Below are 14,475 nucleotides of genomic sequence, written 5' to 3' on the forward strand. Positions count from 1 at the left end.
GTCCTTGATTGATTAACGCAGTTGCTGGAGCGCGGCGATGCGCTGCTCCATCGGCGGGTGGGTCGAGAACAGCGCGCCCCAGCCGCCGCCGCTGCCGGAAATGCCCGACGCGGACATCGTCTTGGGCAACGCGCCCGGCGCCAGACCGCCCAGGCGGGCCAGCGCATGCTGCATCGGCACCGGCGTGCCCATCAGTTTGGCGGCGCCGGCGTCGGCACGGAATTCGCGCTGGCGCGAGAACCAGGCAACGATGATCGAGGCCAGCAACCCGAACACGATCTCGAGCACGATCACGCTCGCGAAGTAACCGATGCCGGGGCCTTCGCCCTCCTTGCGGAACAATACCTTGTCGACGAAGAAACCGACCACACGCGCCAGGAACACGACGAAGGTATTGACCACACCCTGGATCAGGGTCAGGGTGACCATGTCGCCGTTGGCGATGTGCGCTACCTCGTGACCGAGGACGGCTTCCACCTCGTCCTGGTTCATGCTCTGCAGCAGGCCGGTCGAGACGGCGACCAGCGCCGAGTTCTTGAATGCGCCGGTGGCAAACGCGTTGGGCTCGCCCTCATACACGGCGACTTCGGGCATGCCGATGCCGGCGCGCTCGGACAGGCGGCGCACGGTCTGCACCAGCCATTGCTCGGTGGCGTTGGTCGGCTGTTCGATCACGCGCGCGCCGGTCGACCACTTGGCCATCGGTTTACTCATCAGGAGCGAGATGATGGCGCCGGTGAAACCGATCACCACGGACAACACGGCCAGTTCGCCGACATCGATGCCCTGCGCCGAGACACCCCGGCCCAGGCCGAATATATTGATCACCAGCGTCAGTACCAGCACGACGGCAAGGTTGGTGGCAAGGAACAGAACGACACGCTTCATGGCAAACATCTCCAGTAAGTTCATGACAGGATGCCAAGATTGGGCTGGGCCGCGCAAAATTCAAGGCCCAGCCGTAGGGTGGACCGGGACGCGCAGTCGGCTTTGCCGTCCACGCGGTGATAGTTACCGGCTCCGCTCTCGCGCCGAATGATCTGGCTACCAACCGTCTATCGCTGCAGGAAAAAGCGCAGCATCTCGCGCGATGCGTTCGGGCCGAGCGCATCGGTGTGCGAACCGGCCGCATCGCCGCCCGCCCAGGCATGGCCGGCGCCGTGCACGATCCAGTGTTCCGCCATCGCCCGCCCTTCTTCGTCGCGCCAGGTGCGACAGGTAGCGCGGCGTCCGCCCTGCGTCGATTCCGTTTCGCTCGCGTGCAGCGGCGTGGCGCGCAGGCCGGCGTGGGCGCCGACGAATTGCTTCAGCACCGCTTCGCCGTTGCCCGGAGCGACCACGTGGTCGGCATCGCCATGGAAGACGATCACCGGTACCGCCTCGCGCAGGCTGCGCGCGCGGCCCGGATTCTTCATGGCTTGCAGGCCCGTGATCATGTCGCGCGCGCTGCCTGCCGGCAAGCCGGAATGGACGCCGATCGCGGCGAACAGTTCCGGATACTCGGCGCCGAGCACCGCCGCCATCGCGCCGCCGGCCGACATGCCGGCCACGAAGACCTGCGACGGCTCGGCATCGTATTCCCGCATCACCTGGCGCGTCATGCCGGCCAGGATGCCCGGTTCGCCCGCGTCGCGCGCCTGGTGGCCTGCTTCGAACCAGTTCCAGCAGTGGGAGCGGTTGGCGCGGCCATCCTGCTCGGGATACAGCACCAGGAAGCCGAACTCTTCGGCCAGCGCGTTCATGCCGGTGCCGACCGCGAAATCGTCCGGGTTCTGGGTGCAGCCGTGCAGCATGACGACCAGTGGACGGCGTCCCTCGGCCGGCCTGGCGGGAATGTACAGCTTGTAGCGGCGGCTGCCCGCTTCGCCTCCGTGGCTGCCGGCGATGAAGCGGCCGGGCAGGCGCGAGGACGACTTCGCAGCCGGACGGGGCCGTGACTTCGGCCTGCTCCAGGCCGGCGGCGGATTGAGGTCGACGAATTCTGGCGCTTGCGGCGCTTGCGGCGAGGCGTCGGTCTTTTGCTGGGGCGCCAGCAGGCCGGCCTGGGCCAGCGCCTGCTGGATGATGTCGGTGGCGGCCTTCGGGTCGCGCGCCTGCACGCGGCGCGCCGATTCCAGCATCTGGCCGATGAACTGTTCGAAAGGTTTCATGGGTTTGTCCTTCTTCATGATTGGAGGCGGTCGGCCAATGCTTCGCGCACGGCCGGCGATGCGATGAAGGCGCCCAGTACCTGGATCGAAGCGATCGCCTCGCGCGCCAGGCTGGCCGGTACGTCGTCCTCGATTACGGCCAGGCCGAGCACGTGGATCTCGAGCCGCTGGCCGTCCTGCACGACCTGTTCCAGCTCGCGCCGGCCGTAGCGGTACATGCCCATCACGTAACGCTTGCGCGTCACGGTCTGGCGGATGGCGTCCGCGTGCACCTGCAACTGGTTGCGGATCGCCGTGCGGACGAAGTCGGTGCGGTTCGAATAAAAGCCCTCTTCGACCAGCAGGTCGAGCTGGGCCAGGTCGACCAGGCCGACGTTGACGGTGACCTTGTCACTGTCTGGCAATTTTTGTTGCTGGGCGCTTAGCCTCATCTTTTTATACTCCCTATATACTCTGATTGGAGTATAAACCTGTTTTGACCGATGTGCCGAGGTTGTGGCGCTTTTGCCGCAGACAATAAAAAACCCGCCGCAGCGGGTCATCTCTCGAGTCCGTCCGGACTAGAACCAGTCGTGCCACACCGGCGTCACGCCGGATGGCAACGGCGGCAGCTCGGCAAACTCGACCCGCGCCTCACCCGGCGCATGGAAATCGGTGCCGCGCGATGCCAGGAAACCGTAGCGCCGCGCCACTTCGGCGTAAGCCTGGTACTGGTCCGGCGTATGGCTGCCGGTGACCACTTCGATGGTGTTGCCGCCCATCTGGCGGAACTCGTCGAACAGCACCCCTTCAGCCGTGGGGCTGAATTTATACCGGCCCGGATGCGCGATCACGGGAATGCCGCCGGCGCCGCGGATCCAGCCCATCGCCTCGCCCAGCGTAGCCCAGCGATGCGGCACATAGCCGGGCCGGCCTTCGGTCAGGAAGCGGCGGAAGACCTCCGACGTGGTTTCGCACACGCCGATCTCGCACAGGAAGCGCGCAAAATGGGTACGCGACATCAGGTCGGGATTGGCGACGTAGCGCAGCGCGCCTTCGTAGGCGCCGGGAATGCCGGCCTGTTCGAGCTGGGCCGCCATCTCGCGCGCGCGCTGCTCGCGGCCGTTGCGGGTCGCGGCCAGGCCGGCGACCAGGGCCGGATTGTCTTCGTCGACCTGCAGGCCGACCACGTGCACGGTCTCGTTGGCCCAGGTGACCGAGATCTCGACCCCGGCCACGAAGCGCATGCCCAGCTCGCCCGCCGCCTTGCGCGCGGCCTTGATGCCACCGACCTCGTCGTGGTCAGTGAGCGCCCACACGTCGACCCCGCCCTTGCGCGCATAAGCCGCCACGTCGGAAGGAGCGAGCACGCCGTCGGAGACGGTGGAATGGCAGTGGAGGTCGACTTTGAGCATGGGCGCAATGTGGTATCTGGAACGACACATTGTACGCGCATTTGGCTGCCCGCTATCGCGGTTCGAGCCCCACGCCCAGCCGCTCGGCAAACGCACGAAACGCCGGCGTCGCGAAGCCGTCGCGCCACACCAGGCAGGTATCGAGGCGCCCCAACGGCAGGGTCGTCAACGAAGCCGGCGCCCCGCCCAGCGCCAGCACGCTGGCCGGCAGCACCGTCACACAGGCGCCGGCGGCGACGCAGGCGATCATCGCGTGATAGGAGCTCATCTCGTGCACGCGCCAGGCCGGTGCGCCGGCGATGCCCAGCCGGTCTTCCGCCAGGCTGCGATAGGTGCAGCCCTGCGGGAAGGCGGCCAGCGACCGCGCCGTCACCTTGCGGGCGTCATCGACGCCGGCCTCGCCGGGCGGCATCAGCAACAGCAAGTCCTCGACCCAGACCGGCGTCGCGCGCAAGCCCATCTCGGCCAGGTCGGCCAGGTCGGCGCCGTCATCCGCCAGGGCGGCGAAGGCGCAATCGAGCGCCCCGTTCTTCACCTGCTCGATGAGCTGGCGCGACGGGCCGGTGCGCAGCGACAGCTGTGTGGACGGGTGGTCGACGTGGAAAGCGGCCAGCACGGCCGGCAAGCGGCTGGCCGCCGTGCTTTCCATGCTGCCGATCCGCAGGACGCCGCCCGAGGCGCCGTTCGACACGACCTGCCGCGCCTCGTCTTCCAGCGCCAGCAGGCGTTCGGCATAGACACGGAACTGCTGGCCCGCCGTCGACAGCGCGATGCGCTTGCCGGTGCGCACGAACAGTCCGGCGCCAAGGTCGCTTTCCAGTTGCTGGATCCGGGTCGTCACATTCGACGGCGCCCGCCCGAGCCGCGCCGCGGCCTGCGTGATGCTCAGTTCCGCAGCCACCGTGCAAAAAATGCGTAAAGATTCAGTTTCCATATATCTTTTCTCAAAACAGAATGATACCATCACTTCATTCCCCAATTGAGAATAACAGTCGAACGAAAGGAGCCGCCATGCAACCGTCCCATCCATTCTTTTCCCAGTTGTCCGTCGCGCATCCGATCATCCAGGCGCCGATGGCGGGCGTGAGCACGCCGCGACTGGCGGCGGCGGTGTCCAATGCCGGCGCGCTGGGATCCCTGGGGATCGGCGCGAGCACGGCCGCGCAGGCGCGCGCGATGATCGAGGAAACGCGGGCGCTGACAGGGAAAGCGATCCATGTGAACGTGTTCTGCCACGCGCCGGCCCACCGCGATGCCGCGCGCGAGTCGGCCTGGCTGGCCCACCTGGCGCCGCTGTTCGCCGACGCCGGGGCGGCGCCGCCCTCCTCGCTCGATGAAATCTACCGCAGCTTCAACGATGACGAAGAGTCGTTCCGGATGCTGCTCGACCTGCGCCCGCAAGTCGTCAGCTTCCATTTCGGCCTGCCGTCGGGCGAACGCCTGGCTGCGCTGCGCGCGGCTGGCATCCGCACGATGGCCACCGCCACCAACCTGATCGAGGCGCTGCGGATTGAAGCGGCGGGAGTGGACGCGATCGTGGCGCAAGGCATCGAAGCCGGCGGCCACCGCGGCATGTTCGACCTGGAGGCGACCGACGAACGGCTGAGCATGGCGGTGCTGGTGCGTCTGCTGGTCAAGGGAACCAGGCTGCCGGTGATCGCCGCCGGCGGCATCATGGATGGCGCCGGCATCAGGGCCGCGCTGGACCTGGGCGCGGCGGGCGCACAGCTCGGCACCGCCTTCATCCTGACGCCCGAATCGGCAGCGCACGAGGCCTACCGCGCCAACCTGCAAAGCGCACGCGCCGCCACCACCGTCCTGACCGCGGCGATCTCGGGACGGCCGGCGCGCGGCATCGTCAACCGCCTGACCACGCATGGCGCGTCCGGCATCCCGGCCGCCTACCCGGTCGCCTATGACGCGGCCAAGCAGCTGCACGCGGCAGCGGCGAAGTCGGGCAACCATGAATATGCGGCGCACTGGGCCGGGCAAGGCGCGCCGCTCGCGCGGGCCATGCCGGCGGCCGAACTGGTTGAGACGCTGGTGCGTGAACTGCATGCCGCCGGCGACGCCGCCTGATGCGGGCCAGCCCGCCCTCGCCCTTTACTTGATGGGCGAGCTGCAGCGCTACCGCGCGCAAGGCGGGCCGGTTGGCGCGGTGGCGCGGCGCTTCGCGCTGGCGATCGATGCGGCGGACGACGTCGGGATCGCGCCGGACGTCATGGACCGGCTCGCCATGCTGGCGCAGGCGCCGGAAGCGCTGGACGACGCCGAACTGCGCTGGGTGCGCAATCAGCTGCCGGAAATCGTGCGCCAGGTTGCCCTGATCAGTCCGGCACCAGCATGGAACGGATCGTCCCCTGCTTCGCCAGCACGTAGTCATGCCCCGCCAGCACCAGGTTCGTGGTCGGCTGGATCACCTTGACGTTGATGAAGATGGTGTCGCGCGTCTCGGCATACGAACCCACGACCACCGCCTGCGCGTTGTGCGTGCCCGCCACTTCGCCCAGCTCGCGGGTGAGCATCAGCTCGCCCTGGTTGCGCTTCAGATAGACGCTGTTGCGCAGCTTCATTTCCAGCACCGGCAGGCCGCCCTGGGCCAGGCGGGTGGCGATCTGCTCCGACACCACGCGACCCAGCATCGAAGAATGCTCGAGGGCGTCGATATTGACGAGGGTCGCCATGATCAGGGGCTGGTCGCCGGCCAGCTTGCCGGCCAGCTGGGCCTGCAAGGCATCGGCCGCACGGTAGTTGGCGGCGACGAAATCGTTCGCGCTCACCGAGGTGTAGTTGGGCTGCTCGACCAGCGCGCAGCCGCCCAGCAGCAGGCTCAGGCCCAGCACGGCCGCCGATGTTTTCAAAGTGCGCATATTCAGCTCAATGGTCCTTGACTGCGAAGGTCTTCGATGCCGGCGCCGGCGCGGCCAGCTTCTCCGCCAGCGCGGCGTCGTACAGCGCCAGATCCTCGTCACTGGTGTAATAGACCGAGGTATTGCGCGCGTAATAGCGTTGCTCGTCCGCGACCGAGACGGTCACGATCATCTCGGTCTTCGGCGTATCGCCCGGCGCGAACTGGGCGGTGAACCAGCGATGCGCGTCGTAGCCGTAGACGCCGGCCGTGAGCAGCCACTCGGGGCTGTGCTGGATGCTGGTCAGGACCCAGGCGCCGCTGGCCAGCGCGGTCGGCAGGCCGGCGTAGCGGTATTGCGGACGGTCGGCCGAGAAGGCGACCACTTGCGTGTCGAGCTCGATCTTGAGCGCCCCCGGCACCGGATTCTTGACGACCACGAAACCATCGTTGACCAGAGCCGTGACCAGATGCGACTTCAAGCCCGTGCTGAAGGTCGACGGTTGCAGCGGCTCCACGTACAGCGAGCGGCTGGGCGCCGTCTTCAGGGTCGGGCCCAGCTCGGTCGCCATATGGCGCGCGATCACGCCCCAATGGGCCGCCGCCTGCACCTTGGGCTGGTGCGTGCTGGGGAAATTGGTGGCCACGGGGGCCGGGCTGTAGGGCATGGCGCAGCCTGCGAGCAGCAGGCCGGCGGCGAGTGCGCAGGCGCCTCGGTAAGCCATCGTCAATCCTGTCGGTCTGTGGTGCGACCGGACTGGCGCACGCTCGGGGGCGACTGTAGCACAGAGGTTTCCCGTAGGCAATTTATGTGTCAGCGATGAGGTATGAATGCAACGACAACACGACGCCACTCCACCAGCGACCTTGCCTCGAGGCGCCCGTACACGAAAAGGTGATAGCGCAGCCCCACTTTCGCATCGGGAAAAGCGCGCCAATGCGCCCGATAATGCGGCGGCCGGCACTGCCCGGCGCACCCACGATCCCGACACAGCCGCACTCCCGCGGCACGACGCCACCGAAAGGACATCACCATGAGCAAGGCTCGCACCATCGACACCGTCACTGCCCGCGACGGCACCATCATCCACTTCACCGATTGGGGACACGGCACGCCGGTGGTATTCAGCCATGGCTGGCCGCTGTCGGCAAGCGCCTGGGAAGACCAGATGCTGTTCCTGGCCGAGCACGGTTACCGCGTGATCGCCCACGACCGCCGCGGCCACGGCCGCTCGACCAAGGCCTGGCACGGCAACGACATGGATACCTATGCCGACGACCTGGCGACGCTGCTCGATACGCTCGACATCACCGGCGCCACGCTGGTCGGCCACTCGACCGGCGGCGGCGAGGTGGCGCGCTACATCGGGCGGCATGGTACCCAGCGCGTCACCAAGGCGGTGCTGGTCGGTGCCGTGACGCCGCAGATGGTCGTGTCGCCCGCGAATCCGGATGGCGTGCCGATGTCGGTGTTCGACGGCATTCGCCAGGGCGTGCGCAAGGACCGCGCCCAGTTCTTCCTCGACCTCACCATCCCGTTCTTCGGCTTCAACCGTCCCGGCGCCGCGGTCTCGGAAGGCATGCGCCAGTCCTTCCTCATCCAGGGCCTCCAATGCAGCATCAAGAGCGCCCATGCCTGCATCAAGCAGTTTTCCGAGACCGACTTCAGCGCCGATCTCGCCAGGATGACGATCCCGACCCTCGTGATCCACGGCGACGACGACCAGATCGTGCCGATTGCCACCACCGCGCGCCGCGCCGTCGAGATGTTGCCTCAGGGGCGCCTGTCCGTCTACGAAGGCGCCGGCCACGGCCTGCCATCGACCCACAAGGACCGGCTCAACGAAGAGCTGCTGGCTTTCCTGCGCAGCTGACGTGCGCCTGAAAACACCTGCCCCTCCATGATGTAGTACATAACACGCGTTTTATGTGGCATGCATTACTTCATTAGTTAGGCATTTTTTATTTCTACTCTCTAGTAATTTTTCTTGCCACTAAAAGGAAAGCTCATGCTAAGCTAATAACACACATCAGGGCGAGGGGACTCCAGTGCACCTACCGGACAACGCAGCGGGCCGCATATGAACGGGGCTAACCTGGACCCCGTCCGCACCGGCCCGGTCACGGGAGCGGCCATGGATGCCCCCATCGCGGCCAGGCGCTTTCCCTGGCGCGCACTTGCCGCCGCCATCCTGGCCGGCGTCGCCATTGCCGGCTACACCGCCTGGCCGCGCGGGCTGGAGGTCGCGCGCGCCGACGTGCGCATCGCCACCGCCGAACCCGGCGCGTTTCGCGACGACCTGGTGGTGCGGGCCCAGGCGGTATCGCTGACCTCGGTGATGCTCGACTCGACCGAATCGGGCCGGGTCGAGGAAGTGATCGCACGCGATGGCCTCGTCGTCGCAAAAGGCGAACTGCTGTTTCGCCTGTCGAACCCGCAGCGCCACCTCGACTTGCTGGCCCGCCAATCCGAGCACGCCCAGCAGACTTCCAACCTCTCGGGCATGCGGGTCGCGCTCGAGACGAGCCGCGCCGAGCACCAGCGCCGCATCTCCGAACTCAGTTACGAAGCAGCGCAGGCGGGCAAGCACCACAAGCGCGCCGCCGAACTGGCCGCCAAGGGCTTCCTGTCGCCGGCCCAGGCCGAGGAAGCCGCCGACCGCCTGGCCCAGCAGCGCCACCTGCTGGCCGAGGCCGAGGGCGCGGCGCGCACCGACCTGGCCATCAAGCAGGATGTGGTGCGCCAGATGCAAAAGGCGATCGAGGGCCTGGAGACCGGCCTGGGCCTGGTCGGCAACACGGTCAACGCGCTCGCCGTGCGCGCGCCGGTGGCCGGCCGCCTGACCGACTTCCGCCTGCAGGTGGGCGAGACCGTGCGGCCCGACCAGCGCATCGGCCGCATCGACGACCCGGAACGCTTCAAGCTCACGGCCCAGGTCGACGAGTTCTACCTGAGGCGCGTGGCCATCGGCCACCGCGGCAGCGTCGAGGTCGACGGACGCGGCTACACGGTCGACGTCAGCCGCATCTTCCCCCAGATCAAGGATGGCCGCTTCGTCGTGGAGCTGGTCTTCGCCGAAGCGCAGCCCGACTCGCTGCGTCCAGGCCAGAGCGCCGATACCCGCATCACGCTCGGCGCGGCCAGCCAGTGCCTGCTGCTGCCCAACGGCGCTTTCGTCAACGATAGCGGCGGCGCCTGGGCCTATGTGGTGGCGGGCGATGGCCGCAGCGCCGTGCGCCGCCCGATCCGGCTTGGCCGGCGCAGCAATAGCCAGATCGAAGTGCTCGACGGCATCGCTGCCGGTGAGCGCGTCATCGTGTCGGGTGTCGCCGCGTTCGGCAAGGCCGAACGCCTGCGACTCATCGACTAGCCCCCACGCGGCGCGGCCGCATCGTCCAACAGGAGAACGCATGCTCAAGCTTGTCAACCTCAGCAAGTCATTCATCGGCGGCGAGGTCAGAACGACCGCCCTGGACCATATTTCGCTCGACATCCAGGCCGGCGAATACGTGGCCATCACCGGTCCGTCGGGATGCGGCAAATCGACCTTGCTGTCGGTGCTGGGCCTGTTCGAAACCTGTGACAGCGGCCAGTACTGGTTCGATGGCCAGGACGTCGCCGGCCAGGGCGAGATGGCGCTCAACGCCTTGCGGCGCGGGCGCATCGGCTTCATTTTCCAGGACTTCAACCTGCTCGAAGAGCTGACGGTGGCCGAAAACGTCGAGCTCGCGCTCACCTACACCGACGTGCCGAAGCAGGAGCGGCGCGAGCGCGTGGCGGCGATGCTGGACAAACTCGGCGTCGGCCATCGGGCCCGGCACCGCCCGTCCCAGCTCTCGGGTGGGCAGCAGCAGCGCGTGGCCATCGCGCGCGCACTGGTGGCGCGCCCCGCCCTGCTGCTGGCCGACGAACCGACCGGCAACCTCGATACCGGGCACGGCGATGAAGTGATGCGCCTGCTACGCCAGATCAACGACGAAGGCACCACCGTGGTCATGGTCACCCACTCCGCCGCGCACGCGGCCCAGGCCGGACGCACCGTGCGCCTGCTCGACGGCCGGATCGAAGCCGATGCCGCCGCTCATGCAGCCCTGGCCGAGGTGGCGCCATGAGACTAGACGATTTCCGGATCGGGCTACGCCACCTGGTGCGCGAGCCGGGCTACAGCGCCATCGCCATCCTGGGCCTCTCGGTCGGCTTCGCGGCCTGCCTGCTCCTGCTCGGCTATGTCCAGTACTCCTGGCGCTACGATGCCCACGTGCCGCAGGTCGAACAGATCTACGTCGTCAAGCAGCGCTTCAACGTCGACCCGGTGGCGCCCTGGTTCGACCAGGCTCCGCTGCTGCTGCGCACGATCGCACTGAAGACCCCGGGCGTGGACGACGCCACCGCATTCTTCCGCCCGGAGGCGCCGACCGTCAAGGTGGGCGGCGCCCTGCACAAGATGCCGAGCCTGCTGGTACTGCCCCATTTCGCCCAGGTGCTGGGACTGCGTGCGCTCGAGGGCGACCTGGAGGCGGCCCTGACCCGGCCCGAAGGCCTGGCGCTGACGGTATCGACCGCCCGGCGCCTGTTCGGCGCCGCGCGTGCGCTCGACCGGACCGTACAGATCGGCGACAAGGTGCTGCGCGTGGCGGCGATCTTGCGCGACCCGCCGGCCAATACCACCATTCCCTTCGAGGCTCTGTACGGCGTGAGCTCGGTCCTGAATAACCCGGGCATGCGCACCGAGCTGCAGACCGGCGAGCACGGCGCCTGGGGCCGTCTGCTGTTGCGCATCAAGAACCCGGACGCCGTGCCGCAGGTGGCGGCGGCGCTCCAGCGCGCGCTCGACACCGCGCCCGCAGTCCAGGGGGTGGCGCCGGACGTGCGTGCGCGCCTGGGCGACAGCAAGGTGATGGACCTGGCGCTGTCACCGCTGCGCGAAGCGTATTTCGACCGCGACGTGGCGCGCAATCCCGTCTCGCCGCCCGGCGATCGGGGCGATCGCACCACCGTGACCGGACTGGCCGTGGTGGCGCTGCTGATCCTGGCCATCGGCGCCATCAATTACGTCAACCTCGCCACGGTGCGCGTATTGCGGCGCCAGCGCGAAATCGGCATGCGCAAGGTGCTGGGCGCGAGCGTGCACCGGATCGTCCTGCAATTCATGGCCGAGTCGCTGCTGGTGTCGCTGCTGGCCACCGTGCTGGGCCTGGTGCTGGCCTATTTTGCCCTGCCCCTGTTCGCCGAGCTGGTCGACCGCGATCTGGACCGGCTGTTCGCGCCCGTCAATGTGGCGGCAGCACTCGTCATCGGCCTCGTGCTGGGCGTGGTCGCTGGCCTGCAGCCGGCCTGGACGGCGCTGCGCGTGCGCCCCGCCCAGGCCCTGGCCGGACGCGCCAATACCGAATCGCGCGCCGGTGCGCGCTTGCGCAAGGCGCTGACCGTGCTGCAGATCGCCACCGCCGTCGGCCTGGCCAGCCTGGCCATGGGCATCGCACTGCAAACCCGCTTCGCGGTCGATGCCTCGCCCGGCTTCGACGCCTCGCCGCTGCTGATCGTCGACCTGCCCGAGCGCGGCAAGAACAACGAGGCCGTGCGCGGCTTCATGGCGGCGCTCGGCCAGCAGCCCGGCGTACACAGCATGGTGCTGTCCGAGCACGTGGTCGGGCGCTCCGGCAGTGGCCTGATCCAGGACATCAAGCGCGACGGCGGCGCCAGCGTCTCGGCAGAAACGAAGATGATCGACACCAATTTCTTCGAGGTGTATGACCTGAAGCCGGTGGCGGGCCGCCTGTTCGATCCGCGGCTGGACCAGGAAAACGCGGTCGGGCCGGTCGTGATCAATGCCATCGCCGCCCGCCAGCTCGGCTTCGCCACGCCCCAGGCCGCGGTCGGCCAGACCTTGCTGCACCCGGGCGACGACGGCAAGATGATTCCGTATCGCGTGCTCGGCATCGCACCCGAACTGCGCTTCCGCTCGCTGCACGACGAGCCGCGCGCCACGCTGTATGTGCCCAATACCGACTGGGCCGGCGTGCTCAGCGTGCGCAGCACCACGTCGGTGCTCGATGCCGAACGCGCCGTGGCGGCGCTGTGGGACCGTTACTTCCCGAATGCCATCATGCACACCGAACGTGCGGGCGACGTGCTGGCCGCCAATTATGCCAACGACCGCCGCCTGGCCCGGCTGCTGGCGCTGGCCACGCTGATCGCGCTGGCGATCACGGCCTTCGGCATGGTCGCGCTGTCGGCCTCGATCGCGCAGCGGCGTGCGCGCGAAATCGTGCTGCGCAAGCTCTACGGCGCCGGCCGCGTCCAGATCGCCATGCTGCTCGGACGCGAACTGGGCAGCCTGATCGGCATTGCCGCCGTGCTCGGCCTGCCGCTGGCCTACCTCGCGCTCGGCCACCACCAGGCCGGCTTCGTCGAGCATGCGCCGCGCGTGTACTCGATGCCCTGGCTGGCGCTGGCCGGGGTGGCGCTGGTGACCTTGCTGGCCACGCTGCGCCATGCCTGGAGCGCGCTGACGATCAGGCCGGGAACGGTGCTCAGGTAGGGGCCAGGAACTCCTCGACCATGCTTGCCAGCAGTTCCGGCTGGTCGTGATGCAGCATATGGCCGGCCTGCGGCACCATGCGCGGCGTCACGTCCTTCAGGTAAGCCATCCGCCGGTCGACCTCGGCGCGCGCCTGGTCCTTGGCCCCCATCCAGCGCCACATATCGGTGTCCTCGGCCTCGACCCACAGCACCGGCGCCGTGATGGCGCTCCAGCAAGCCATGATTTCGTCGACGTGGTACAGCAGCGGCGAACTCATTTTATGCGCCGGGTCGCCCAGGATCTTCCACAGGCCGTCGCGGTCCTGCTCCGCCCAGTGGGCGGCAAGGAAGGCGGCGCGCTCCGGGGCCAGGCGTGGATTCGTCTTGCGCAGGCGCGCCGCCACTTCGTCGAGGCTGGCGTAGCCGCGCATCTCGGGCGGCTCGCGCAACTCGTCCAGCCACTTGGCCACGCGGCCCGGATACTGTTTCGGGTGCGTGGTCGGCAGGCCGAAACCTTCCAGGTTGATCAATCTCGCGATGCGCTGCGGCCGCACGCCGGCATAGATGCCGGCGATATTTCCGCCCATGCTGTGGCCGAGCAGGTTCACCGCCTCGTCCGGGGCATAGTGGTCGAGCAAGACGTCGAGGTCGGCCACGTAGTCCGGGAACCAGTAGGTGTCGGCGCCTGAGCGTGCGCTCTGGCCGAAGCCGCGCCAGTCGGGCGCGATCACGTGCCAGTCGCCTGTCAGACAATCGACCATGAACTGGAACGAGGCCGACACGTCCATCCAGCCGTGCAGCATGAACAGCTTGGGCGCGCCGGGCGAGCCCCAGTGGCGCACGTGCATGCGCAGGCCGCGAACGGTGAGGAATTCGGAACGGGAAGGTTTCATGCTATTCCTGAAATTAGTACGGTCGTTCGGATGATTATACGGGCCGGCGGTTGAATTCGCGCACTGCGGCCCCATCTGCCGGACTTCGGGACAGGACGGGGGCGGTAAAATAGCGCCATTTCCACCTCCGCGAGCACATCCATGGCGATTTACCAGCTGGGCGAGCATGCGCCCGAGATCGATCCGTCCGCTTATGTTGCCGATACGGCTACCCTGGTGGGCAGAATCACGCTCGCAGCGAATACGTCGGTGTGGTTCGGCGCCACGCTGCGCGGCGACAACGAGCCCATCACGATCGGCGAGAACAGCAATGTTCAGGAAGGGACCGTGATGCATACCGACCCGGGCTACCCGCTCGAGATCGGCAAGAACGTGACGATCGGCCATCAAGCCATGCTCCACGGCTGCACGGTGGGCGACGGGTCGCTGATCGGGATCCAGGCCGTGGTGCTCAACGGCGCGCGGATCGGCAAGGGATGCCTGGTCGGCGCCGGCGCCCTGGTCACGGAAGGCAAGGAATTTCCCGACCACTCGCTGATCCTGGGTTCGCCCGCGAAGGTGGTGCGGACACTGACACAAGAAGACCTGCTGCGCCTTGAAGGCACTGCCGCGAACTATGTTGCGCGCGGCCAGCTGTACAAGGCGCAACTCAAGAAAATCGGATAAA

Annotated in this window: 15 protein-coding genes; 7 read left to right on the top strand and 8 right to left on the bottom strand. The window is 67.7% G+C overall.

Features of this window, described 5'->3' with window-relative positions; genetic code table 11:
* Window positions 1-12 precede the first annotated feature (12 nt).
* The 5 genes from htpX to J3U95_RS17865 all read right to left on the bottom strand — a co-directional run bounded on the left by htpX (window position 13) and on the right by J3U95_RS17865 (window position 4,478).
* Window positions 13-888: a protease HtpX gene (gene htpX, locus J3U95_RS17845; RefSeq protein ID WP_208280014.1), complete on the bottom strand. Its 876-nt coding sequence runs from the start codon at window positions 886-888 to the stop codon at window positions 13-15.
* Window positions 889-1,055: 167 nt separating this feature from the next.
* Window positions 1,056-2,150 (bottom strand): extracellular catalytic domain type 1 short-chain-length polyhydroxyalkanoate depolymerase, encoded by a 1,095-nt coding sequence (locus tag J3U95_RS17850; RefSeq protein WP_208280015.1) that lies wholly within the window; start codon window positions 2,148-2,150, stop codon window positions 1,056-1,058.
* Between the two features lie 14 nt (window positions 2,151-2,164).
* Window positions 2,165-2,581, bottom strand: a complete 417-nt coding sequence (locus tag J3U95_RS17855; protein WP_208280016.1) for a ribbon-helix-helix domain-containing protein — start codon at window positions 2,579-2,581, stop codon at window positions 2,165-2,167.
* A gap of 129 nt (window positions 2,582-2,710) precedes the next feature.
* Window positions 2,711-3,544, bottom strand: coding sequence for a 3',5'-nucleoside bisphosphate phosphatase (locus J3U95_RS17860; protein ID WP_208280017.1), 834 nt, complete (start codon window positions 3,542-3,544; stop codon window positions 2,711-2,713).
* Between the two features lie 52 nt (window positions 3,545-3,596).
* The gene (locus J3U95_RS17865) at window positions 3,597-4,478 is read right to left on the bottom strand and encodes a LysR substrate-binding domain-containing protein (RefSeq protein WP_208280018.1); all 882 of its coding nucleotides are present in this window, start codon (window positions 4,476-4,478) and stop codon (window positions 3,597-3,599) included.
* 77 nt (window positions 4,479-4,555) lie between these two features.
* Here J3U95_RS17865 and J3U95_RS17870 point away from each other — a divergent pair, with 77 nt between their 5' ends.
* Both J3U95_RS17870 and J3U95_RS17875 read left to right on the top strand, forming a co-directional pair.
* Window positions 4,556-5,623: an NAD(P)H-dependent flavin oxidoreductase gene (locus tag J3U95_RS17870; protein ID WP_208280019.1), complete on the top strand. Its 1,068-nt coding sequence runs from the start codon at window positions 4,556-4,558 to the stop codon at window positions 5,621-5,623.
* Entirely contained in the window at window positions 5,601-5,969 is a 369-nt protein-coding gene (locus J3U95_RS17875) for a hypothetical protein (RefSeq protein ID WP_208280020.1), read from the top strand. The genes J3U95_RS17870 and J3U95_RS17875 overlap by 23 nt, the downstream gene beginning before the upstream one ends.
* Here the strand turns inward: J3U95_RS17875 and J3U95_RS17880 are convergent.
* Window positions 5,872-6,414: a FlgO family outer membrane protein gene (locus tag J3U95_RS17880; RefSeq protein ID WP_208280021.1), complete on the bottom strand. Its 543-nt coding sequence runs from the start codon at window positions 6,412-6,414 to the stop codon at window positions 5,872-5,874. The genes J3U95_RS17875 and J3U95_RS17880 overlap by 98 nt on opposite strands.
* A gap of 7 nt (window positions 6,415-6,421) precedes the next feature.
* A complete protein-coding gene (locus J3U95_RS17885) occupies window positions 6,422-7,117 on the bottom strand; it encodes a hypothetical protein (RefSeq protein WP_208280022.1) in 696 nt (231 codons plus the stop codon).
* A gap of 309 nt (window positions 7,118-7,426) precedes the next feature.
* Between J3U95_RS17885 and J3U95_RS17890 the strand changes: the two genes are divergently transcribed.
* The 4 genes from J3U95_RS17890 to J3U95_RS17905 all read left to right on the top strand — a co-directional run bounded on the left by J3U95_RS17890 (window position 7,427) and on the right by J3U95_RS17905 (window position 12,934).
* The gene (locus J3U95_RS17890) at window positions 7,427-8,266 is read left to right on the top strand and encodes an alpha/beta fold hydrolase (RefSeq protein WP_208280023.1); all 840 of its coding nucleotides are present in this window, start codon (window positions 7,427-7,429) and stop codon (window positions 8,264-8,266) included.
* A 261-nt stretch (window positions 8,267-8,527) separates the two neighbouring features.
* Window positions 8,528-9,763 (top strand): efflux RND transporter periplasmic adaptor subunit, encoded by a 1,236-nt coding sequence (locus J3U95_RS17895; RefSeq protein ID WP_208280024.1) that lies wholly within the window; start codon window positions 8,528-8,530, stop codon window positions 9,761-9,763.
* A 40-nt stretch (window positions 9,764-9,803) separates the two neighbouring features.
* The gene (locus J3U95_RS17900; RefSeq protein ID WP_208280025.1) at window positions 9,804-10,505 is read left to right on the top strand and encodes an ABC transporter ATP-binding protein; all 702 of its coding nucleotides are present in this window, start codon (window positions 9,804-9,806) and stop codon (window positions 10,503-10,505) included.
* The gene (locus J3U95_RS17905; protein WP_208280026.1) at window positions 10,502-12,934 is read left to right on the top strand and encodes an ABC transporter permease; all 2,433 of its coding nucleotides are present in this window, start codon (window positions 10,502-10,504) and stop codon (window positions 12,932-12,934) included. The genes J3U95_RS17900 and J3U95_RS17905 overlap by 4 nt, the downstream gene beginning before the upstream one ends.
* On the opposite strand, the gene J3U95_RS17910 is transcribed toward J3U95_RS17905, so the two are convergent.
* Window positions 12,927-13,808, bottom strand: coding sequence for an alpha/beta fold hydrolase (locus J3U95_RS17910; RefSeq protein ID WP_208280027.1), 882 nt, complete (start codon window positions 13,806-13,808; stop codon window positions 12,927-12,929). The two genes, J3U95_RS17905 and J3U95_RS17910, sit on opposite strands and share 8 nt — an antisense overlap.
* A 141-nt stretch (window positions 13,809-13,949) precedes the next feature.
* Between J3U95_RS17910 and J3U95_RS17915 the strand changes: the two genes are divergently transcribed.
* Complete coding sequence (locus J3U95_RS17915) at window positions 13,950-14,474, top strand: gamma carbonic anhydrase family protein (RefSeq protein ID WP_208280028.1); 525 nt, start codon at window positions 13,950-13,952, stop codon at window positions 14,472-14,474.
* Window position 14,475: the final 1 nt, after the last annotated feature.

It is taken from the genome of Massilia oculi (assembly GCF_017582745.1).
GTDB classification, from domain to species: Bacteria; Pseudomonadota; Gammaproteobacteria; order Burkholderiales; family Burkholderiaceae_D; genus Telluria; species Telluria oculi_A.